The following is a 21,460-nucleotide window of genomic DNA, read 5'->3' on the forward strand; positions in this document are numbered from 1 at the left end:
CACGAAGTGTCGCGGCCCCCTGAGTCAGAACGAGCGCTACCGCGCCGCTGCGTTAGGCGGTGGCGGATAGATCGCAATGCCTCGGGGGGCGCCAAACTGCACTTTGCCGGCAGAGGGCTGCTGCGAGCGACCCGCTGCTTCCACACGCCATTGGGCAAGCAGGCGGGCACAGCGCTCGGCACGATGGCGGGGATCGGCTGCCTCGGCGAAGGCCCTGTCGTCGCACTTTGCCAGGAAGGTCTTGCCGGACGAGGTGAGCGTGCCCGGCAACTCCAGGACCGGTGCCGTGTTTCCTGCAGCGTGTGCGGAGGCCGCGCTGAGCGCGGTGGCGAGGGCTACTGCAACAAGCGACATCGACTTCATCGAGCGTCTCCTTGTGGTAGGTCACTCGCTCAACGTACTCCGCATTACGGCGCGGAGCAATCGAGCCGCGCTGTCAGTCCGCCTTGCTGAGCTTCAGTGCGTGCTCGAGCACCAGGAACAGCCGCTTCAGCTCGCCCGCCATCAACGCGAAGCGCGCATCGAGCTCGGCGCGCAGGTCGTCGTGCTCGGTGTTCTCCAACTGGTCGACCGCGCCATCGAGGAACTTCAGCTTGCGCACGATCAGGTCCTCGCCGAGGACGAACGACACGTGGTCGTCCAGCACCAGCGCGAGCTTGGTGACCTGTTTGCCGGCTTCCAGGTGCTTGGCGATCTCGTCGCTCTGGAGTTCCTGGTTCTGGCACTTCACCACCGCGCCGCCTTCCATCGCGTCCTTGAGCTCGCATTCCTCGCCCAGCGACAGACCTTCCGGCAGCGGTTCGCCGGCGATCCAGCCGGTAAGCACGCTGCGCGGCGCGACTTCCGCGTTGAGGGGCAGGGCGGGGAAGCTGCCGAGCGCGCGACGCACTTCGGAGACCACGTTCTCGCCGGTCTTGCGCGAAGATGCGTCGACGGCGATGAAGCCGTGCTCCAGGTCGATCAGCGCGTCGGTGCGCGAGGGTTTCACGAACGCCCGCGGCAACAGTTCGTGCAGCAGGTCGTCCTTCAGGCGCTTGCGGGTCTTGCCGCCCGGCTTGCGCCCTTCTTTCTCTTCGATTTCCAGCAGCTTCTTCTGCAGCAGGTCGTTGACCACCGCGCCCGGAAGGATCTTGTCCTCGCCACCGACGCTCAACCAGATCGCGTCGTTGATGCGATGGGACAGCGCTTCTTCGCCACGGCCGAACGGCGAGATGAACCCGCGCGAAGACAGCTCGAGCGGGCCGACGGGCTTGAGCGCGGCTTCGGGGAGTAGTTCGTCGAGCTGGGAGAAATCGAGGGAGGTCGGGAAGCGGAACAACGTGAGATTGCGAAAGAACATCGACTATCCAGGAAGGAGAAAGATCACTCCGCCCGCCGAGATGCGGGTGGATCGGAACGGATGGGTTACAGCGGTGCTTCGCCGTCGGCGTTCGGCTCGCCCGCCAGCCAGGCATGCGCGTCCGGCAGTGCGGCGCCATCGCGATGGCCCAGCGACAGGAAATCGAACAGCTTCGGATCGGAGAGCTGCGAGGGGCGGATATCGCCCAGCGCGCGCGCGATGGTCTCGATGCGGCCGGGCGTCTCGCGCTCCCAGGCGTCCATCATCTTCTTGACCTGCTTGCGCTGCAGGTTCTCCTGGCTGCCGCACAGGTTGCAGGGGATGATCGGGAACGCCTTGGCCTCGGCGTACGCGGCGATGTCGTCCTCGCGGACATAGGCCAACGGACGGATCACCACGTGCTTGCCGTTGTCCGACAGCAGCTTGGGCGGCATGCCCGACAACTTGGCGTGGAAGAACATGTTGAGGAAGAACGTCGCCACCAGGTCGTCGCGGTGGTGGCCCAGCGCGATCTTGGTGAAGCCGTTTTCCTCGGCGTAGCTGTACAGCGAGCCGCGGCGCAGGCGCGAGCACAGCGAGCACATGGTCTTGCCTTCCGGAATCACCCGGCTGACGACCGAATAAGTGTCCTGCTCGATGATGTGGAAGGGCACGCCGACGCGTTCCAGGTACTCCGGCAGCACGTGCTCCGGGAACCCGGGCTGTTTCTGGTCCAGGTTCACCGCCACCAGCTCGAAGCGCACCGGCGCCTTCTTCTGGAGCTGCAGCAGGATGTCCAGCATCGTGTAGCTGTCCTTGCCGCCGGACAGGCACACCATCACCTTGTCGCCGTCCTCGATCATGCCGAAGTCGGCGATCGCCTGGCCGACCTGGCGGCGCAGGCGCTTGGCCAGCTTGCCCTGCTCGTGCACGGCGCGGCGCGGATCGGCGGCCGGACGGCGCAGGACGGGGTCGGGAAGGGGCAGGACGGTGCTCATGGCGTCATTGTACCGGGGCGCGGTGACGGCCTCGGCGCGGGCGGTGTACGCTCGCCGGGTGGACGCCAGCAACCCCTCCGACATCGCCCATAAGATCGCCGAACTCCGCGTGGAGCACCGGGACCTCGACGACGCCATCGCGCGCCTGGTCGACGATACCGAGTCCGACGAGGTGGCCATCAAGCGACTCAAGAAGCGCAAGCTCTGGCTCAAGGACTGCATCGCGCGGCTCGAAAGCGCGCTGATCCCGGACGAGCCCGCCTGACCCTGCAAGCGGCCCCATCGCTGGCCGAATCTGACGTGGCGCGTCACCCGAAGACGGTCCGATGCCCGCCTCTCCGGCGCCCCACTCGCGCCAAGTGACTGAAAAGCCGGACGCGACCGCCGTTGCGCCGCTGCCGAGGCGCGTTGCCGCATAGTTGGCCCGATGCTTGCTTCAGTCATGGATGTGGGGGTTTTCCCTACGACCACGACCGTATGCCGTCCTGCCGGCGCCACGGTTCCCAACGACGAGCCATGCGCGCCCCACGCGCCGTGGCGAGGGAGCGGCATGGAGCAGGACAAACCTTTCAGTCACCGCGTGGATCCGCGCCTGCGCGACACGCTGGCGGTGGCCGGCTCCGCGGAGGAAGCGACGGCGGGACTGGGCCTGCGGGTGCGGCGCATTCCGCCGGGTGACCCATTGGGCGATGTCCCGCGCCTGCGTCGCGAGGTGTACTTCCACGAACAAGGCCAGGCCGGCGACCGTAGCAAGCGCGTCACCGACGGGCTCGACATCTGCGGTACGACGTTGTCGGTGGAGAAGGGCGCGCATGCCATCGCTACCCTGCGACTGCACGACTTCTCGCCGCTCGCCGTCCAGGTGGAGTACGGCAGCCTGTTCCAGATCGACGCGTTTGCACGGACCTGGCCGCTGGCGCAGGTCGCCGTCGGCACGCGCTTCGCCGTGCAGGCCGACCAGCGCAGCAAGGCGGTGGTGGACCGGTTGATGGAGGACGCCTACCGATGGGCGCAGGAGGCGCGCATCCAGTTCTGCCTGCTGGCCTGCGAGCCGTTCCTGCATGACGTGTTCGAGCACTACGGATTCCGCGAATACCTGCCGCCGGCGATCCTCCCGGGCGGCGTGGACCTGCTGCGCATGGTGCTGGTGCTGGACGACGAACCGCACCTGTCCGAGTGCGGCTCGCCCCTGCATCGTCTGGTCCGGGACCCCGCGCGCGCGCTGCCCGCGAAGGCGTGGCTCGCGCGCAGTTTCAACCTCGGCGACTGAGGGGCTTCAGTCCTGCGTGGGCGCCGGTTCGGCCGGACGCGCGGCCTCGGGGCTGACCTTCTCGATGGTGTGGCGCAGTTCGCGGCCCAGGATCGCCTTGGCGTCGCGCGCCCAGGCATCCAGGCGTTCGTCGAACAGCAGCTTGCTGTTCTCGTCCGGCCACACCAGCTTCAGCTCGCGCAGTTTCTGGATGAAGCTGCGGAACAGGCTCTTGTCGAAGAATTCGGGCGCCGCCGGTGCGTACAGCAGGCTGAGGCGTTGCGCCGCCTGCTGGCACAGGCTCTCCAGTTCGGCTGCGCCCAGCGTGCCCGGACCGTTCTTCACCAGCACCGAGATGGCGATGTAGTAGCGCTCGAACGCCTGCTGCAGCGAATGCCCGATCGCACGCAGGCGGAACACCTCGTCGGTCTGGCCGGCGCTACGGGCGAGGATGCCGCCATCGTCCTCGTTGACTTGTTGCAACAGCCCCTCGCGGATGAACACCTCGATCGTGCGCTCCATGCGCTCGGCGAATTCGTCCTCCGTCCACGGCAGGAACAGTTCCTCCTGCAGGAACGGATACAGCGTGCGGCCCAGGCGGAGCACGCCGGCGCGGCTCATGCGACGGTTGTTCTGGAAGCAGCACGCGATCCACGATGACGCCGTGAACAGGTGGATCACGTTGTTGCGGTAATAGCTGAGCAGCACGGCGGTGTCGCCGTCCACGCTCAACACGTCGCCCAGCGGATGCTTGATCCGCTGCAGCATGTTGATTTCCTCGGCGTGCGCGATGATCCGTTCCGGCGAGTGCGGCGTAACGGTCACGCGATCCGAGTAGGGCAGTTCGGCCAGCAACGTCTTCGACAGTTCGATCTGCGCGATCAGGTCGGTCTCGCCCATCGCATGCTTCGGCGTGGACAGCAGCGCCAGCGCGAGCAGGTTGATGGGGTTCACGTCCGCGGCGCGGTTGATGTTGACGTGGATCTGCTGGGCCAGGGCATCGACGGTGTCGGACAGCCAGGCCGGCTTCTCTTCTTCGCCGACCGGTTGCCCGTCCCACGCCGGCGCGTGCGTGGCGAGCGCGTCGTTGAGCAGGATCGGCTCGCCGAAGTTCACCACCACCTGGCCGTAGTTCTGCCGCAGCACCTTGGGGATGCCCCACAGCACGGCCCAGATGGATTCCTTTTCCTTCGGCCGGCCGCTCAACTCGTCCAGGTAGCTGGTGCCTTCCAACAGCTTCTCGTAGCCGATGTAGACCGGCTGGAACAGCACCGGCTTACGCGGCTGGCGCAGGAAGGCGCGCACCGTCATCGAGATCATCCCGCCCTTCGGCGCCAGCAGGCGGCCGGTGCGCGAGCGTCCGCCTTCGATGAAGTACTCCAGCGAGTAGCCGCCTGAAACGAGCTGCGCGACGTACTCGGTGAATACCGCCGAATACAGCGGGTTGCCACGGAAGCTGCGGCGCATGAAGAACGCGCCGCCCTTGCGCAGCAGCGTGCCCACCACCGGCAGGTTGAGGTTGATGCCGGCCGCGATGTGCGGCGGCACGATGCCGCGTTCGTACAGCAGGTACGACAGCAGCAGGTAGTCCATGTGGCTGCGGTGGCAGGGCACGTAGACCACTTCATGGCCGGGCGCAGCCTGCTTGAACTTGTCCAGGTGGTGGACCAGCACGCCGTCGTAGATCTGGTTCCAGACGTGGCTCAGCAGGAAGCTGGCCGAGCGCACCACCGGATTGGAATAGTCGGCGGCGATTTCCCACGCGTACGCGTGCGCCTTCTTCCACGCGTCCTCGGGCTTGGACTTGTCGCGCTTGGCCTGTTCGGCGATGGCTTCCTTCACCGGATCGGACGCGAGCACCTGATCCACCAGCAGGCGGCGGGTGGACAGGTCGGGGCCGATGATGGCTTCGCGGATGCGGTGGAAGTGCGTGCGCAGGACGCGCGACAGCTTGCGCACCGTGCGTTCGGGTTCCAGGCCTTCATCCACCGTGCCCCGCAACGACACCGGCGGCGCGAAACGCACGATGGTGCCGCGGCCGTTGAGCAGGATCGCCAGCAGGCGGCGGAAGCGGCCGACGATGGCCCAGTTCTCCGAGAACAACACCGAGAACCAGCCGCTCTGCTTGTCCGGCGCGCGGCCGACGAAGATCGAGACCGGCACCAGCTGCACGTCCAGTCCCGGGTTGGCGCGATGCGCCTGCAGGAGCTTGGCGAGCGAGCCCGAATGGGTCTTGGCGCTGACCTGGTCGGGGATCAACGTACTGGCGTTGCGGCGCGACAGCGCCACGTAGGCACGCTTGCGACCCAGCGGATTGCCGGGGACCGGTAGCGGCAGCAGCGGCGAGGGCAGGCCGGCGTCGCGACAGGCCCGGTCGAGGATCAGGGCGTTGGAAAGACCGTAGTCCTCCAGTACGTAGCAGATCGGGCGCGTGTCCAGCAGGTCGCCGGGCGTCGCCGGTTCGATCGACAGCGCCAGCCAGGGATCGGCCAGGCGGCTCAGCAGTCGTGCCCACAGCGGGCGCTTGGCCTGGCGTGTCGGCGCCGGCGGTGTCATCGGCGCGCCGGCTGTCAGCGGTGCATCGCCATCGGCATGGGTTCCGGAGCCAGGCGCGGCATCGGCCGCCGGCTTCTTGTCCAGGGGCGTCGGCGCCGAGGCGTCCGGGAACGGCAGGGGATTCTGTTCAGGCATCGGCCGCATTATGGCGCACGCCCATGGGCGGCTGGAAAGCGGTTACAGGTGCCAACGGGCGCCGATCATCTGCTGGCGATCCTCACCCGCATGTCGGGCCGCCCCTGCAAGCTATTGATATTAAAGGAGTGAGTGGCTCGGCGCCCCTGCGGACGCTCATCTTGTCGATGTGTTGCCGTTCTCGGCGGGCTCGGGCGGGGTCACGGGTGGGGACGCCTCGGGTGCTGCGTCGGCCTGGACGGCCGCCAGTGCATCTTCGGCATGCCGCAGGTAGTCGGTCAGGTACCAGTGCTTCCCCCGGCGCTCCAGGCTGACCACGGTGTCGATCTCCCGCTCGCCAAGCGGGTAGTGGATGCGGACCGTCGCAGTGTCGCCCTGTTGCTGGACCAGGCCGGTGCGCAGGTCGGCGAAGGTGGTGTCCAGCGGCAGCCCGTAGCGGGCGAAGGTCGCCTTGGTCTCGATGAAGAGCGGTGTCAGCCGCTGCAGGCTGCCCTGCATGCCGGCTTTGGAGAGGGCCTCGTTTGACGCCAGGCCGCTGCGCCGGGCCGCCGGGGCGAGCTTCGTCAGCGTCGCACGGGCCAACGCGGGATCGCCCAACGGCGCCTGCTGCGCCCAGTCGCTGAGGGCAGCGATGACCTGCGCGTAGTGATCGCGCTCTTCCTGGGTGTAGTCGCCCTCGTTCTTCACGTACTGGACGCCGAACAGGCCCAGCGTGCGCGCGGCTTCGCGCAGATCACGGTCCTGGCGCGCGAACTGACGGTCGAAGCTGCGTTGCAGAGTGCGTTCGGCGTCCTTCGCCGACAGCGCGGCCAGCGTCGGCACCAGCTTGTCCTCCAGCGGTAGTTCGCTGAGCGGCCACCGGGCCTCGCCCCGGCGCCAGGCCGTCTCCAGCCGGGCGTGCATGTCCGGCGGCACGGCATCGCGGGCGAAGGCGACCAGGTCGTTGCGCTGCAGGTGCGAGGCGAGTTGGCGCACGGCGGCCGCGGGCTCGCTGGCGGCGCCGGCGAGCTCATCGGGTTCGCGTTTCTTGCAGCCGGCCAGCAGGACGAGCGACAGCCCGAGGGCTGCCAGCACGCGCAGGACGGACGCGGACGGCTTCGGCTTCATGCAGTGACTCCCCAGTCGCCCCGCATCTTCGCGGGCGGCGCCGGGAGCGGCAAGCATGGCCGTCGCAAGTCGGCGGTCGTCGGGCAATAAAAAAGGGGACCCGGTGTCTTGCGACGCCGCGGGTCCCCTGAAATCCGGCCGAAACCGGAGGACGAAGTGTTGTGGCACATCTCCGGCCCGAAGGCCGGATGCGCACAGCCTACCTGCGCCCGAATGCTAAGGCAATACCTGAAATAACTTTGTATAAGTTATTGATTTTAATTGATAGCGCCTGCGATCTCGGTCTGGATCGCCTCGGCCGCGGCCTTCGGATCGGCCGCCTTGCTGATCGGCCGGCCCACCACGATGGCGTCGGCGCCCAGCGCGAAGGCCTCGGCCACGCCCACCGTGCGCTTCTGGTCGTCGCCCACTGGGCCGCCCGGGCGGATGCCGGGACAGACGATGGAGAAGCCCGTGCCCGTGGCGGCGCGGATCATGCCGGCCTCCTGGCCTGAGCAGATAACGCCGTCGATCCCCGCAGCCTGTGCGGCAAGCGCGCGTTGAACGACGATGTCGGCCGGTTCGCCGCCATTGATGCCCATGGCGCGCAGATCGCCGCCATCCATCGAGGTCAGCACGGTCACCGCGAGCAGGCGCAGGTCGCCCTCGCGCGCGGTGGCGGCCGCTTCCATCATCCCCGCATGCCAGCCGTGGATGGTCGCGTAGGTCACCGGCCAACGAGACAGCCCGCGGATCACCCCGGCCACGGTGGCGGGAATGTCGAAGAACTTCAGGTCGACGAACACCCGCTTGTCGCGGCGGGCGAGCTCGTCCAGCACGGTGAAGTAGTCGCCGCTGGCGAGCAGCTCCATGCCGATCTTGTAGAACTGCACGGCGTCGCCCAGCCGGTCGACCCACGCCAGCGCGTCGGCACCGGACGGCGCGTCCAGCGCGAAGATCAGGCGCTCGCGCGCTGTCAGGGCGACCGGGTGCCGGCTCACGGTGCGTAGTCCAGCGCGTCGCGCTTGGCCTGGGTGCGTGCGGCGGCCGGCTGGTCCCAGGCGTTGTTGAACAGCGCGGGTTCCCACGAACCGTAGGTCGGGTTGGGCAGCATCCACCAGCGCTCGCCGAACCAGTCGTCGTATTCGTCGAACAGCGCCTGGCGTCCGTCACGCGTGTTGGCTTCCACCTGGACGAAGTCGCCGATCTGGTCGCCGAACTGCATCAGCACGCGGTACTGCTGCCCTGCCAGGCGGCGGCGGCAGTTCTTCTCGGAGCCGTTCTGCTCGCAGCCGTCCAGCACCGTGCCCAAGCCGAGGAACACGCTCTCGTCCGCCACCGGCAGGCCGGCTTCGCGCAGGTTGGCCAGCGTCGCTTCCTTCAGGTGCACGGCGCGGTTGGAGATGTACAGGATGGTGACGCCCTTCGCAGCGGCGGCCTTGGCGAAATCCACCACGCCCGGCAGCGGCTTGGCCTTCTTCTCGGCCACCCACTGGTCCCAGCTGATTTCGTCGTATTCCTTGCCATCGCGGATCAGGCGCGCCTGGTAAGGCGAGTTGTCCAGTACGGTTTCGTCGACATCCATCACCACCGCGGGCTTCAGGCCCGTGGCGGCGTTGCCGCGTTCGGCGGGGACCAGCGCGTCCCAGTTCTTTTCCTTCAGCGCCACGTCGAGGTGGTCGGCGGCGGCACGGAAGGTCTGGGTGGTGATCGCGCGGTACTCGACCGACGTCTGCACCCACGCCACGGCATTGAGGTTGTCGTGCGTGCCGGTCGGCTTGGTGGCGGTCGGCGTCGCGGGCGCGGCGGCATCGGCCGGTGCGGCGGCGGGCTCGGTGCGCTTGCACGCGGACAGGGTCAGCAACGAAGCCGCCAGGCCGGCGGCGAGCAGGGAAACGCGCATGGGAGATCCGGTCTTCAAAGTGCAGGAATTCTAGCCGACCGGTGTTACACGCGTCGTTCGGCGGCATGGCGTGCGCGGGTTATCCTGCCGGCCCCTGCCAGATGCCACCGCTCCCATGGACGACACGACCATCGTGCTGAACGCCGCCGAGGCCCGCCTGCTGGGCTGCCTGATCGAGAAGGAAGCCACCACGCCGGAGACCTATCCGCTGACGATCAACGCCGCGCAGTCGGCCGCCAACCAGAAGACGGCGCGCGAGCCGGTGATGGCGCTGGACCCGGGCGCGGTGAACCACGCGCTGCGCCAGCTGGAGCAGAAGGGTTTGGCGAAGCAGGTGTTCTCCTCGCGCGCTGAGCGTTACGAGCACCGCACGGCGGCGTGCTTCGGCATTCCGCAACAGCAAGCGGTCTTGCTGGGACTGCTGCTGCTGCGCGGCGCGCAGACGGTGCATGAGTTGCTCGCGCGCAGCGAGCGCTTGTTCAAGTTCGCAGATGCCGATGACGTGCGCCATCACCTCGATCGCCTGATCCAGCGCGAGCCCGCGCTTGCCTTGCAGATCCCGCGTGGTCCCGGCCAGCGCGAGGACCGTTACGTACACCTGTTGAGCGGTCCCGTGGATGTGGCCGCCATCGCGGCGCGGCTGCCTGCCTCGCCGGGAGGCGAGCCGGTCAACGCGGAACTCGAAGCGCGCGTCGCCGCACTGGAAACCGAGATGGCCTTGCTGCGTGGGCAGGTGGAACAGTTGCTAAGCGATCGTGTCGGCTGAGCATGGGCATAGGCATGGACTGGATGCTCGCGGTGGACAACCCGCAGGCGTTGGCCGCGTTTCCCGCCGGTGTCGGCGTGCTGCCGGTGGACCTGCACGAAGTGATGCTGCATCGCGATGGTCCCAGCGCGCGCCTGCGCTTCGACCTGGCCGTCGTGCCCGACCCGTTGCCGCCGCGTTGGGATAAGGAGGCCAATCGTACGCAGGTGCGCCTGGCCTGTTTCGGCGTCCGGGATTTCGCACTGACGGGCTTCGACACGCTGATCGCAGGGCAACTCACCGCGCGACGCGTGGACGATGCATGGGAGGTCACGTTCATCGCCACCGGTGTCGTGCTGCGCATGCAGGCCTTGTTGCTGCGGGTGGAATCCTTGTCCGGCTACCTGCGTTCCGGCGAAGACGACTGAGCGCGTCAGCGCTTCTCTTCCATCAATCCGACGAGATTGCCATCCGGATCGCGCAGGAAACCGGTCCACAGTGCATGGTCCGGCATGCGCGCGGCGAGCTGGGGCGCGCGTTCCTCGGTGGCGCCGCGAGCGACGAGCGCGGCCTGTGTGGCCTCGATGTCCTGCACGCTGAAGTAGAGGATCGAGTTGGCGCCCACCGCGCCTGCGCCCTGCGGCGTGGTCAGCATCACGCGGATGCCGCCGGCGTCCAGGAATGCCAGCGTCGGCGCGGGTTGGAACAGGAAGGCCAAACCGAGGGCATCACGGTAGAAGGTCAGCGCGGCGTCGACGTCGCTCACGGTGATGGCGATCTGACGGATGGTGGAGAGCATCGTGGTCATCGCGGAACCTCCGGCAGGATCAGGTCGGTCGACGGCTGCTGCGCAGCAGGAACAGGCTGCCGATCAGGGTGCCGACCAGCGATGCCGCCAGCCCCAACGCCGACGCGATCAGCAGTTCGCGAGGCCACGACACCGGCGTGCCGGCGGTGTCGCCGACAAACATCCGCAGCAGCACCGCTACGGGTGCTGCTGCGGCGATCAGCAGCCAGAGCGAAACGAAGCGCCCGGTGCCGAAGGCCCGCAGCATCATTGCGACCACGGCGATCGCGGCGAGGCCGGGTCCGTAGAACGCGCCGGGCAAGGCCGTCATCGCCGAGGGCGCCCGCCAGTACGGGAAGCCAACGCCGACCAGGGCGATCAGGAAACCCACCAGCCACCAGATCCGGCTGTTGCGCGTCATTGTCTGTGCTCCCGTGGATGCCGGCCAAGCGTACCGCGTCGCGCGCGGCGTGGGCACGACTTCAGTCGAACATCGCCTGGATGGCGGCCAGCCCCGCGCTGGCGCGCTCCTTCTTGCGTTCTGCATCGGCAACCGGATCGGCGCCGTCGCGTTGCAGTTCGTCGGCGGGCAGTTCGTCGATGAAGCGGCTGGGTTGAAGTCGCAGGCGTTCGCCGAAGCGACGCGTCTCGCGGTTGTGGCTCAGCCAGAGCTGCAGCTTGGCGCGGGTAATGCCCACGTACATCAGGCGACGCTCTTCCTGCAGGTTGCCTTCCTCGACGCTCGTCTCGTGCGGCAGCGTGCCGTCTTCGCAACCGACGATGAAGACGTACGGAAATTCCAGGCCCTTGGCGGCATGCAGGCTCATCAGGCGCACCTGGTTGCCGCCGTCGTCCTTGTCGTTGCGCGACAACAACGCGAGTTGCGCGGCGAGATCGCCGGCCGAACTGCCGCGCGGTCCGCCTTCGAACCAGTCCGCCAGCTCATCCAGGTTGGCGCGGCGACGCTGGAACGAAGCTTCATCCTTGCATTGCGAGCGCAGGTCGGCCAACAAGCCGGAGCGTTCGCTAAGCCGACGCACGAGGTCGGCCGGCGGCAATTCCTCCGCATGCCGGCGCAGATCGCGCAGGATGTCGACGAAGGCGCTCAATCCATTGGCGGCGCGTGGCGAGAGCGCCTTCAGCGCGCCCATCGATTCGGCGGCGCGCGACAGCGGCAGGTGCGCGTGCTGCGCCATCTCGGCGAGTTTGGCCAGCGAGGTGGCGCCGACCTCGCGCTTGGGCGACTGCACCGCGCGCAGGAACGCCGCATCGTCGTCGGGATTCACCAACAGGCGCAGCCAGGACAGCGCGTCCTTCACTTCCTGGCGCTCCAGGAACGCGGTGCCGCCGGTCAGGTGATACGGGATGCGCAGTAGCTGCAGCGCCTTCTCCAGCGCGCGCGACTGGTGGTTGCCACGGAACAGGATGCAGAAGTCGCTCCACGCCGCGCTCTTCGACGCGTGCACGAACGAGATCTCGGCCGCGACCTTCTCCGCCTCGTGCTCATTGTCGCGGCATTCCCAGACGCGGATGCGCTCGCCGTCGGCCTGGTCGCTCCACAGCTTCTTGGGGTGCTCGTGCGGATTGTTGGCGATCAGCGCATTGGCTGCGCGCAGCACGCGATTGCTGCAGCGGTAGTTCTGTTCGAGCTTGACGATCTGCAGCGCCGGATAATCCTTCGCCATCTGCAGCAGATTGTCCGGATTGGCGCCGCGCCAGGCGTAAATGCTCTGATCGTCGTCGCCCACGCAGGTGAAATCGCCGCGATCGCCGGCGATCGCCTTCAGCAGGCGGTATTGCGCGTCGTTGGTGTCCTGGCATTCGTCTACCAGCAGGTAGCCGATCCGCTCACGCCATGCCGCCGTGATCTCCGGGTTGTTCTCGAGCACCTGCACCGGCAGGCGGATCAGGTCGTCGAAGTCGACGGCGTTGAACGTGGTCAATCGGTCCTGGTAGCGCTGGTACAACAGCGCCGCTTCCTTCTCGCGGTTGGTGCGTGCCTCGGCCAAGGCCTCTTCGGGCGAGAGGCCGGCGTTCTTCGCGCGCGAGATCAGGTTCTTCGCCATCTCGACATCGTCGGGCTTGGCGCCGTACATCAGGTCCTTGACCTGCGCGCTGGCGTCGTCGGCGTCGAAGATGGAGAACCCGCGCTTCAGGCCCACCGCGGCATGTTCGATCTGCAGGAACTTCAGCCCCAGCGCGTGGAAGGTGCAGATCGTCAGACCTTCGGCCGCGTCGCCCTTGATCCGCTTGGCCACGCGTTCGCGCATTTCCTTGGCGGACTTGTTGGTGAAGGTGATCGCTGCGATCCGTCGCGCCGGGAAGTGGTTGCCGGCGATCAGGTGGGCAATCTTTTCCACGATCACGCGCGTCTTGCCGCTGCCGGCGCCCGCAAGCACCAGCAGGGGCCCCTTGCTGTGAAGGACGGCGGCGCGTTGGGGGGGGTTGAGACCGTGCATGGGAAGTACGAGTGCGTAGGCCATCAGTTTACAGACAACGGCGCGCGGCTTCTCCTAGCATGCAGTTCATTCCCGCCGAAGAATGCAGGTACGCGACATGAACGCCTTCAGAAGCCTTGTGCTTGCGGTCACCCTGGGCCTGGTGGCTGTGCCGGCGGTCGCACAGGAGGCGAAGATCGATCCGGCGGTACTGACCGAAGGTTTCCTCGCCGCCCATCCGGACCTGCGTTGGCGCGCCGAGGGTGTCAGGTCGTATGAGAAGAAGGACTACGCCGCGGCGTTGGCCGAACTCGAGCGCGCGGCGTACTACGGCGACAAGCCTGCGCAGGCGATCATCGCGGAGATGTACTGGAGCGGCACCGGGGTCGCAGCAGATCGTGCGCTCGCCTATATCTGGATGGATATCGCGGCGGAGCGTCTGTATCACGATTTCCTCGTGCGTCGGGAAGGCTTCTGGCGTGCGCTGAGCGAGGCAGAGCAACGCGACGCGATCGCGCGCGGACAGGCGCTGCTGGCCGAATACGGCGATGACGCGGCCAAGCCACGCCTGGAGAAGGTATTGCGGCGCGAAATGCGGCGTGTGACCGGTAGCCGGGTCGGCTTCGTTGGCAATCTCACCATCATCCCCCAGACCGGTCCGATGGCGGGCACCGGCATGACGCTGAGTGGCGACGAATACTACGCACCCAAGTACTGGCAGCCCGAAAAGTACTGGCAATTGCAGGACGCGATATGGAAAGCCCCATTGAAAGGCCGCGTGAGGGTCGGTGACGTGGAGACGGTCGAGCCCGAGCCGGCAAGGTAGACTGCCCCTACGAAGCGCAGCAGGGAAGCGAGCGAATGGATCATGGGCGAAAGGGCGGGCGGCTTGCCTGGCATGTGCTGACGTTGTCGTGGGGGTTGGCAGGGATGGCATCCGCACAGGAATCCACAACGCCACTGTCGCGCAAGGAACAGCTCACATTGAGCAGCCAGACCTTCCTTGATGCCCATCCGGACATGAAGCACCGCAAGCTCGGATGGGATGCCTATGCGGAGGGGAACGTTGCGCTCGCGCGCGCCGAGTTCCTGAAGGCGGCCTGGTACGGCGACAAGCCTTCGCAAGCGATGCTGGCGGAAATGGACTGGAAGGGTGAGGGCGCGGGCGCGGATCGCGCGTCGGCGTACATCTGGGCAGACATCGCGGCAGAGCGTGGCTATGCCGTGTTTGTCGGCGTGCGCGAACGCTACTGGCATGCACTGGACGCCGCCGAGCAAGCGCGCGCATTGCGGGACGGTCCGGCACGCGTTGCAGAGTACGGTGATGGTATCGCCCGCGGCCGCCTTGAGGTGCACATGCGGCGCCGCCTGCGCGACATCGCGTGGTCGTCGAGGACTGTCGCGCCTCCGCGCGAAATCAGGCTCTACGACAACCACGGCCATGAAACGAGGATCGACGGAAGCCGATTTTTCTCGCCCACCTTCTGGGATCCGGAGAAGTATCGGGCCTGGCAGGACGCCCAGTGGCGCGCGCCCCGGGAAGGCAAGGTGGACGTGGGAGACGTCGAACAGGTGGAACCGACCGAAGCGAAGTAACGGAGAGGTCAGCGGCTTACAATGGGCGCATGGCCAAGCTCTATTTCTACTACTCGGCGATGAATGCCGGGAAGACCACCACCCTGCTGCAATCGGCGCACAACTACCGTGAGCGCGGGATGCGGGTGGTGATCCTCACCCCGCGGCTGGACGATCGCGCCGGCGCCGGCGTGGTCGCTTCGCGCATCGGCTTGCGTGCCGATGCGGTGGCATTCGAGCGCGATGACGATCTCGAGCGCTGGATCCGCGACGATATCGCGGCCCACGGCAAGCTCGACTGCGTGCTGGTGGACGAGGCGCAGTTCCTCAGCCGCGCCCAAGTGTGGCAGCTCAGCGAAGTGGTGGATGCCTTACGTATTCCCGTGCTCTGCTACGGCCTGCGCACCGACTTCCGTGGTGAACTGTTCGAAGGCAGCCAGTACCTGTTGGCCTGGGCCGACGAGATGAGCGAAATCAAGACCATCTGCCACACCGGCAAGAAAGCGATCATGACGGTACGCGTCAACGAGCAGGGCCTCGCCGTGCAGGAGGGTCCGCAAGTCGAGATCGGCGGCAACGAGCGCTACGTTTCGGTGAGTCGCGCCGAGTTCAAGAAGATCGCGCGTGGGGAAGGTCGTATCGAAGCGTTGCAGCCAGGCCTGCCGCTGGAGTGAACCAGCTCAACGGCAGGCCACGCGCAGGTCGGTGACCTCGCGCGGGATGATGCCGCCGTCGGGCAGCGCGGCGCGCAGCTCGCCAGCGAGGGCATCGAGTTCGCGACGCGCGCGCTCCTTCTCGCCCATCCTGCAACGTGCCTCTGCCTGGTAAGCGCGGGCCAGCCAGCGCAGTTTTGGCGCTTCGCTGCCGGCGCCTTCGTGGAGCGCAAGCGCTTCCAGCGGGGCTATGGCATCTTGCGGGCGACCCAGCCGGGTCAAGTGACGCGCCATCGACAGCTCCGCGAACCACGTGCGCGGGTGGTCCGGGCCGAAGCCGACCCGAGTCAGGCGCACCGCGCGGTCGAACCGCTCTGTGGCACCGGCGAGGTCGCCTTTCGAAGCCAGCACCTCGCCGATCATGCGATCCGTCTCGCCGATCAGGGCATGGCTGGCGCCGATCGTGGAGACCCGCATCTCGCGTGATTCCTCGAGCGCTGCCAACGCTTCGTCGTATCGGCCCGCGCTGTGCAGCACCATGCCGTAGTTGAAGAGGCCGCCCGGCAGGATCTGCAAGCTCTCGTTCGCCCGCCAGATGCCCACCGCCCGTGCAACGTCGCGCACCGCGGTGTCGTAGTCGCCGCGTTCCCACGCGATGATGCCCATCGAGTTCCAGCTCGATGCCGCATCGCGGTGATTGGGTCCGAGTGATTCCAAGGTCATCGCGTGCAGGCGCCGCAGCTCGGCATCGGCCTCCACCAAGTGCCCAAGATCGACCTGCACGGCGGCGATGTGCCGGCGAAGGGCTTGCGTCAGGGGATGGCGCGGCCCGTGGATGTCTTCCGCCAGTTCACGCGCGCGCTGGAACGAGGCCAGCGCCGCGTCGGTCTCGCCGCGATTGCGGTACAGCAGCGCAAGGCTGCGCTGGATCTCCACCGCCAGCGGGTGGCGCGCGTAACCGTGCGCCTGCAGGTGCGCCAGTGCGGCGCGATAACCACGGACACCTGAATCGGCGTTGCCGAGCTCGACATCCAGCTGTGCCAGGTCGCGCAGGTTCTCCGCCACGCCGGCTTCGTCCTTGAGGTTCCGGCGGATCGTCAGTGAACGGTCGAACATCTGCCGCGCCACCTGTTTCTCGCCGGCGTCGGCGCGGCAGCGACCGTTCTGCGACTGGAATTCCGCTACCGGCAAGGGCAGTCGCGACTGCAAGGTCGCCAGGCGCGCTTCCATGGCCGCCATCGCCTGCACGCACTGGCGCGAGCGACCGAGCAGGCGGAGCACGCGGCCGTGCTGGGTAGCCGCCTGCAAGCGCAGGCTGTCGGGTGCATCGTCGGCGATGGCGAGCACGCGCGACTGCTTTTCCAACAGCGCCAGCGACTCGTGGTAGTCGCCCAGGCCCAAGCGCAGGCGGGCGATCACGCCGAGCAACTCGGCCTGCGCCAGCGGCTGGTTGGCGAGCTCGCGCTCGCCGCGGCGTTCGCCCGCGGCGAGCAGTTCCCGCGCATCGAAGGTGCTGCCCTGCTGCGAGGCGCCGGCGTTGTCGAACAAGCCGATGACGAAGTCCTGCATGGCCTGCGCACGCGCGGCCTCGCGCATCGCCTGACGGCCCTGCCACAGGCTCATGCCCAGCGCGGCGACCAGCACCGTGGCAGCCAACCCGCCGCCCGCCAAGGCCCAACGGTGCCGGACCAGGTACTTCTGCAGGTGGTAGCCCACGCTCTGCGGGCGTGCCTGGATCGGGCGGCCTTCCATGTGGCGGCGCAGGTCCTGCGAGAGCGCTTCCACCGACGGATAGCGGTGCTCGGGCAGCTTCTGCAGCGCCTTCAGCGCGATGTTGTCGAGATCGCCCACCAGCTTGCGCGCGTTGCGGCGCGCGTCCGGGCACCGGCTGCGGCTGCCGTCGGTGGTGCGCAGCGTGGCGACCGATGGCTTGAGCGGCTCCACCGCCAGGATGGCCTGTTCCCACTCGGCGTCGGTCTGTCGGCGCAGCCGATAAGGCTTCGTGTCGGCGATCAGTTCATAGAGCACGACGCCCAGCGAATAGACGTCGGTCATCGTCGTGACCAGCTCGCCGCGCACCTGTTCCGGCGCGGCGTAGTGCAGCGTGAACGCACGCACTTCGGTACGCGGGTGCACGGGTGCGGGCTCGGGATCGTCGAGCAGTTTGGCGATGCCGAAGTCCAGCAGGCGCACGTCGCCGCCCGGCGTGACGAGGATGTTGGACGGTTTCAGGTCGCGGTGGACGATCAGGTTGGCGTGCGCATGGCTGACCGCTTCGCAGATCTGCAGGAACAGCTTCAGCCGCTCCTCCAGGCCGATGTTGTTGGCCTGGCAGTAGTCGGTGATCGATACGCCCTCGACGTACTCCAGTGCGAGGTAGGGCTGGCCTTCGCTGCCGATGCCGGCGTCGAGCAGGCGCGCGATGTTGGGATGCTCCAGACGCGCGAGGATCTCGCGCTCGCGGGTGAAGCGCAGGCGCAGGTTGGGGTCGGCCAGGCCAGGGCGCAGCAGCTTCAGGGCGACGCGGCGCTGGTACAGGCCATCCGCGCGCGAGGCCAGCCAGACCATGCCCATGCCGCCTTCGCCGAGCAACGATTCCAGCTGATAGGGGCCGATGCGGATGCCGGGCTTCAGCTGCCCGGGCTTGTCGACCAGGGGCTGGTCGATGAAATCGTCGCCTTCCTCTTCCAGCGCGAGCAGCTTCTCGAGTTCGCGCGCCGTGTCGGGATCGTCGGCGCGCAGGATCTCCAGCTGCTGCGCGCGTGCCTCCGGGTCAAGCTCCAGCAGGACGTCCAGCAGCGGTGACAGGCGTTGCCAGCGTTCGACGTCCATCGGGCGGTATGCAGCGCGGGCTCAGCTGTCCTGCATGGCCGACAGCAGGAACATGCGTGCCTTCTGCCAGTCGCGACGGATGCTACGTTCGGAGCGCTGCAGCAGTTCGGCGATTTCCAGTTCCGACAGGCCGGCGAAATACCGCATTTCCACCACCTGGGCCAGGCGTTCGTCCGCAGCGGCGAGCTTTTCCAGCGCATCGTTCAGCGCCAGCATGTCCTCGTCCAGGCGCAGGTTGCCTTCCACTTCTTCCGGGATGTCGGCCACGCGCTTGAGGTCGCCACCGCGCTTGCGCGCGAGGCGGCTGCGCGCGTAGTCGACCACCACGCTGCGCATCGACGAGGCGGCATAAGCGAAGAAGTGCGCGCGGTCCTCGAACTTGGCCGTGCCGGTCGAGCCGAGCAGTTTCAGGTAGGACTCGTGCACCAGTGCCGTGGCGTCGAGGGTGTAGCCGTGCTGGCCCGACAACTGCCGGCGGGCCATGGTGTGCAATTCCTGGTACAGCGTGGCCAGCACGCGGTCCAGTGCGGCGCGATCGCCGCTGCGGGCCGAGTCCAGCCAGAGCGTAATGTCGGGTGCGTCCGCCATCCGTGTTCCCCACGAAGCCAAGGGCGCGAATATAACGTTATTCGACGAAGGTCGGACATCTGCCCAACGGCACGGGCGGGCGTTTCAGCGCTGGCAGTGGCCACACCAGACGGTGGTCCGCTGGCCGATGTTGGCCTGCTTCATCGGTCGGCCGCAGCGAGGGCAGGGTTCGCCGGCCCGCCCATAGGCGGAAAGCTCCTGTTCGAAGTACCCCGGCGCCCCGTCCGGGCTCAGGAAATCCCGCAACGTGGTGCCGCCACGGGTGATCGCGTAGGCCAGGATCTCCTTCACGGCCCCGGCCAGCGCCACGTAACGCTCGCGCGACACCTTGCCGGCCGCGCGCAGTGGCGAGATGCCTGCACGGAACAGGCTCTCCGCAGCGTAGATGTTGCCCACGCCCACCACGACCGCCTGGTCCATCAGGAAGGTCTTCACCGGCGCCTTCCGCCCGCGGCTCAGGTCGAACAGGTAATCGCCGTCGAAGGCGTCTGAAAGCGGTTCCGGCCCCAGTCCTTGCAGCAACGGGTGGACTTCGCCCGGGGGTTGCCACAGCAGCGAGCCGAAGCGGCGGGGGTCGTTGAAGCGCAGGACGCGGCCCGCGTTGCCGTGCTCGTCGTCCAGGGCGATGTCGACATGGTCGTGCGCCGTCACCGGGGTGGTCGCCGGCAGCACGCGCAGGCTGCCGGACATGCCCAGGTGCAACAGTGCGCTCCCGGCTTCGGTGTCCATCAGCAGGTATTTCGCACGCCGCCGTACGGCCTGGATGCGCTGGCCAGGCAGGTCGCGCGCGACCTCGGGCGGGATCGGCCAGCGCAGGTCGGGCCGGCGCAGCGTCACCGCCTGGATGCGCCGACCTTCGACGTGCGGTGCCAACCCGCGGCGGGTGGTCTCGACTTCGGGCAGTTCAGGCATGGCCGGGCACGGCTCCGTAGTACTCGCCGTCCTGGCGCACCTGCACCGGGCCGCCGAAGGCATGGCTCAGCTGCGCCTCGGTCAGCGTGCCGGCACGGTCGCCGTCCGCACAGACCGCGCCATCGCGCAGCAGCAGCACGCGATCGATCTCCGGAATGATTTCCTCGATGTGGTGCGTGACCAGCACCAGGGTGATGCCGCGCTGCGCGAGGCTGCGCATCAGGCCCAGGAAATGCCGGCGCGCCACCAGGTCCAGCCCCGCGGTGGGTTCGTCCAGCAGTAGCGCTTCGGGTTCGTGCACCAGCGCGCGTGCGATCAGCACCCGCCGCATCTCGCCGGTGGACAGCTCGGCCACCTGGCGGTCCGCCAACGGCGTGGCGCGCACCTGTTCCAGGGCGTGACGCGCCTTCGCGCGCATCTCGGCGTCGATCTGCCGGTGCGGCGGCACGACGAAGCTGGAGAAAAAGCCGGTGATCACCGCATCTTCCACGCGCAGGTACGGCATCTGCTGGAGGTCGCGGGTCAGGTCGCTGGTGACCACGCCGAGACGGTTGCGCAGCTCGTTCACGTTCCAACGGCGCAGGCCGAACACCTTCACCGGTGCATCGCCCTCGCGGGCGAGCGGATACAGCTCGCGGCTGATCAGCTTGATGAAGGTGGATTTGCCGCAGCCATTCGGCCCGAGGATGGCGGTGTGCTGGCCCAGCGGGATCCGCAGCGACAGGTCGTGCAGGACGCGGGTGGCGCCGCGCACCACGGTGGCGCGGTCCAGTTCGAACAGCGCGACGGGCGTCGTCGCGGCAGGAGAGGCGGTCAGGTTCATCGGGGCGGCGCGGGGAGGTGCCGGTGCAGCGTACCTGAATCCACCCCGCGGCCGACGTGCGCGACATCGCCCTACAATGCCGCCATGCGCTCCCGCCTGCTCCTGCTCGCCATCCTCTGCTCGCCCTGTGCCGCGCAGGCGCAGGTCACCGCTACCGGCGACTACCTCGCACGGATGGACACCGACGGCGATGGCCGCGTCAGTCTGGCCGAGTACCAGGCCTGGATGAGCTACGCCTTCGAGGGCATGGATCGCAACCGCGATGGCGTGCTCTCGGTGGACGAATTGCCGGGCGGGCGCGGCAAGCCGATCACCCGCGAAGCCCATCTCGCCCAGTTGGCCGACCGCTTCCGGCGCCAGGACGTGGACCGCGACGGCTTCCTCAGCGCGAAGGAACTCGCGGCACCTCCGCAGTGATCCGCCTCAGGTGTGGATCAGGCGACCACCGGCGAACGCCCAGTTCTCCCAGGTCGTTTCCTTGAAGCAGACCATGACGTTCTCGGGATTCCGCCCCGCCGCCTGCAAGCGCTGCATCAGGTCGGCCAGCAGCGCCTTCTTCACCTTCACGCTGCGCCCGACCGACCACAGGATCTCGATCAGCACGAAGTCTTCATCGCGCGCGCCGGCGACATCCGGGTACGCGGGGTCGTAGCGAAAGTCTTCGTCGGAGAGTTCCAGCACACGCTGGAAACGGTCGGTCGCCGGCACGCCGGAGGCGACCAGCGCGGCATGCACCGCATCGAGCACGGACGATTTGAAAGCCGCGTCCTTCGGCTTGCGGACGGTCACGGAGACCAGGGGCATGGCGCAACTCCGGCGGGATGAAGATCCCAGCTTATCCCGCCGCGCGTCGCACAAAAGA

Annotated in this window: 23 protein-coding genes; 8 read left to right on the plus strand and 15 right to left on the minus strand. The window is 67.6% G+C overall.

The window, feature by feature from the left end:
- Positions 1-36: 36 nt before the first annotated feature.
- From BM365_RS17825 to ttcA, 3 genes are all read right to left on the minus strand, one after another.
- Positions 37-363: a hypothetical protein gene (locus BM365_RS17825; protein WP_139227405.1), complete on the minus strand. Its 327-nt coding sequence runs from the start codon at positions 361-363 to the stop codon at positions 37-39.
- 73 nt (positions 364-436) lie between these two features.
- On the minus strand, positions 437-1,339 hold the full coding sequence (locus BM365_RS11385; protein WP_093489263.1) for a recombination-associated protein RdgC: 903 nt from the start codon (positions 1,337-1,339) through the stop codon (positions 437-439).
- A gap of 65 nt (positions 1,340-1,404) precedes the next feature.
- Positions 1,405-2,316, minus strand: coding sequence for a tRNA 2-thiocytidine(32) synthetase TtcA (ttcA, locus tag BM365_RS11390; RefSeq protein ID WP_093489265.1), 912 nt, complete (start codon positions 2,314-2,316; stop codon positions 1,405-1,407).
- A gap of 58 nt (positions 2,317-2,374) precedes the next feature.
- Here ttcA and BM365_RS11395 point away from each other — a divergent pair, with 58 nt between their 5' ends.
- The gene (locus BM365_RS11395) at positions 2,375-2,581 is read left to right on the plus strand and encodes a YdcH family protein (protein WP_233210950.1); all 207 of its coding nucleotides are present in this window, start codon (positions 2,375-2,377) and stop codon (positions 2,579-2,581) included.
- 285 nt (positions 2,582-2,866) lie between these two features.
- On the plus strand, positions 2,867-3,586 hold the full coding sequence (locus tag BM365_RS11400; protein ID WP_093489269.1) for an N-acyl amino acid synthase FeeM domain-containing protein: 720 nt from the start codon (positions 2,867-2,869) through the stop codon (positions 3,584-3,586).
- 6 nt (positions 3,587-3,592) lie between these two features.
- Here BM365_RS11400 and plsB read toward each other — a convergent pair whose 3' ends face one another.
- From plsB to BM365_RS11420, 4 genes are all read right to left on the minus strand, one after another.
- Entirely contained in the window at positions 3,593-6,265 is a 2,673-nt protein-coding gene (gene plsB / locus BM365_RS11405; RefSeq protein ID WP_093489271.1) for a glycerol-3-phosphate 1-O-acyltransferase PlsB, read from the minus strand.
- Positions 6,266-6,412: 147 nt separating this feature from the next.
- Positions 6,413-7,363 carry a hypothetical protein gene (locus BM365_RS11410; protein WP_093489273.1) on the minus strand — a complete coding sequence of 317 codons (951 nt, stop codon included), beginning with the start codon at positions 7,361-7,363 and terminating at the stop codon, positions 6,413-6,415.
- A gap of 257 nt (positions 7,364-7,620) precedes the next feature.
- Complete coding sequence (gene pyrF / locus BM365_RS11415) at positions 7,621-8,343, minus strand: orotidine-5'-phosphate decarboxylase (RefSeq protein ID WP_093489275.1); 723 nt, start codon at positions 8,341-8,343, stop codon at positions 7,621-7,623.
- Positions 8,340-9,245 carry a 5'-nucleotidase, lipoprotein e(P4) family gene (locus BM365_RS11420; protein ID WP_093489277.1) on the minus strand — a complete coding sequence of 302 codons (906 nt, stop codon included), beginning with the start codon at positions 9,243-9,245 and terminating at the stop codon, positions 8,340-8,342. Before BM365_RS11420 ends, pyrF begins: the two co-directional genes overlap by 4 nt.
- A gap of 115 nt (positions 9,246-9,360) precedes the next feature.
- On the opposite strand from BM365_RS11420, the gene BM365_RS11425 reads away from it, so the two are divergent.
- Positions 9,361-10,011: a YceH family protein gene (locus BM365_RS11425; RefSeq protein WP_093489279.1), complete on the plus strand. Its 651-nt coding sequence runs from the start codon at positions 9,361-9,363 to the stop codon at positions 10,009-10,011.
- Between the two features lie 14 nt (positions 10,012-10,025).
- Complete coding sequence (locus BM365_RS11430) at positions 10,026-10,418, plus strand: Imm50 family immunity protein (protein WP_158253551.1); 393 nt, start codon at positions 10,026-10,028, stop codon at positions 10,416-10,418.
- 5 nt (positions 10,419-10,423) lie between these two features.
- Here BM365_RS11430 and BM365_RS11435 read toward each other — a convergent pair whose 3' ends face one another.
- From BM365_RS11435 to BM365_RS11445, 3 genes are all read right to left on the minus strand, one after another.
- Positions 10,424-10,798, minus strand: coding sequence for a VOC family protein (locus BM365_RS11435; RefSeq protein WP_093489283.1), 375 nt, complete (start codon positions 10,796-10,798; stop codon positions 10,424-10,426).
- A gap of 19 nt (positions 10,799-10,817) precedes the next feature.
- Positions 10,818-11,198, minus strand: coding sequence for a hypothetical protein (locus tag BM365_RS11440; RefSeq protein ID WP_093489285.1), 381 nt, complete (start codon positions 11,196-11,198; stop codon positions 10,818-10,820).
- Positions 11,199-11,259: 61 nt separating this feature from the next.
- The gene (locus tag BM365_RS11445) at positions 11,260-13,236 is read right to left on the minus strand and encodes a UvrD-helicase domain-containing protein (protein ID WP_093489701.1); all 1,977 of its coding nucleotides are present in this window, start codon (positions 13,234-13,236) and stop codon (positions 11,260-11,262) included.
- 97 nt (positions 13,237-13,333) lie between these two features.
- Here BM365_RS11445 and BM365_RS11450 point away from each other — a divergent pair, with 97 nt between their 5' ends.
- From BM365_RS11450 to BM365_RS11460, 3 genes are all read left to right on the plus strand, one after another.
- The gene (locus tag BM365_RS11450; protein ID WP_139227406.1) at positions 13,334-14,041 is read left to right on the plus strand and encodes an SEL1-like repeat protein; all 708 of its coding nucleotides are present in this window, start codon (positions 13,334-13,336) and stop codon (positions 14,039-14,041) included.
- Between the two features lie 104 nt (positions 14,042-14,145).
- Positions 14,146-14,811: an SEL1-like repeat protein gene (locus BM365_RS11455; RefSeq protein ID WP_093489289.1), complete on the plus strand. Its 666-nt coding sequence runs from the start codon at positions 14,146-14,148 to the stop codon at positions 14,809-14,811.
- A 29-nt stretch (positions 14,812-14,840) separates the two neighbouring features.
- A complete protein-coding gene (locus BM365_RS11460; protein WP_093489291.1) occupies positions 14,841-15,464 on the plus strand; it encodes a thymidine kinase in 624 nt (207 codons plus the stop codon).
- A 6-nt stretch (positions 15,465-15,470) separates the two neighbouring features.
- Here BM365_RS11460 and BM365_RS11465 read toward each other — a convergent pair whose 3' ends face one another.
- The 4 genes from BM365_RS11465 to BM365_RS11480 all read right to left on the minus strand — a co-directional run bounded on the left by BM365_RS11465 (position 15,471) and on the right by BM365_RS11480 (position 20,598).
- Complete coding sequence (locus BM365_RS11465) at positions 15,471-18,275, minus strand: serine/threonine-protein kinase (protein WP_093489293.1); 2,805 nt, start codon at positions 18,273-18,275, stop codon at positions 15,471-15,473.
- A gap of 21 nt (positions 18,276-18,296) precedes the next feature.
- The gene (locus tag BM365_RS11470) at positions 18,297-18,863 is read right to left on the minus strand and encodes an ECF-type sigma factor (RefSeq protein ID WP_093489295.1); all 567 of its coding nucleotides are present in this window, start codon (positions 18,861-18,863) and stop codon (positions 18,297-18,299) included.
- Positions 18,864-18,947: 84 nt separating this feature from the next.
- The gene (gene mutM, locus BM365_RS11475) at positions 18,948-19,775 is read right to left on the minus strand and encodes a bifunctional DNA-formamidopyrimidine glycosylase/DNA-(apurinic or apyrimidinic site) lyase (protein WP_093489297.1); all 828 of its coding nucleotides are present in this window, start codon (positions 19,773-19,775) and stop codon (positions 18,948-18,950) included.
- Complete coding sequence (locus tag BM365_RS11480; protein ID WP_093489299.1) at positions 19,768-20,598, minus strand: ABC transporter ATP-binding protein; 831 nt, start codon at positions 20,596-20,598, stop codon at positions 19,768-19,770. The genes mutM and BM365_RS11480 overlap by 8 nt, the downstream gene beginning before the upstream one ends.
- A gap of 84 nt (positions 20,599-20,682) precedes the next feature.
- Between BM365_RS11480 and BM365_RS11485 the strand changes: the two genes are divergently transcribed.
- Positions 20,683-21,015: an EF-hand domain-containing protein gene (locus BM365_RS11485; protein ID WP_093489301.1), complete on the plus strand. Its 333-nt coding sequence runs from the start codon at positions 20,683-20,685 to the stop codon at positions 21,013-21,015.
- Positions 21,016-21,021: 6 nt separating this feature from the next.
- On the opposite strand, the gene BM365_RS11490 is transcribed toward BM365_RS11485, so the two are convergent.
- The gene (locus tag BM365_RS11490; RefSeq protein ID WP_093489303.1) at positions 21,022-21,402 is read right to left on the minus strand and encodes a tautomerase family protein; all 381 of its coding nucleotides are present in this window, start codon (positions 21,400-21,402) and stop codon (positions 21,022-21,024) included.
- Between the last annotated feature and the right edge of the window lie 58 nt (positions 21,403-21,460).

The sequence above is a fragment of the Pseudoxanthomonas sp. YR558 genome, from assembly GCF_900116385.1.
Lineage (GTDB): Bacteria > Pseudomonadota > Gammaproteobacteria > Xanthomonadales > Xanthomonadaceae > Pseudoxanthomonas_A.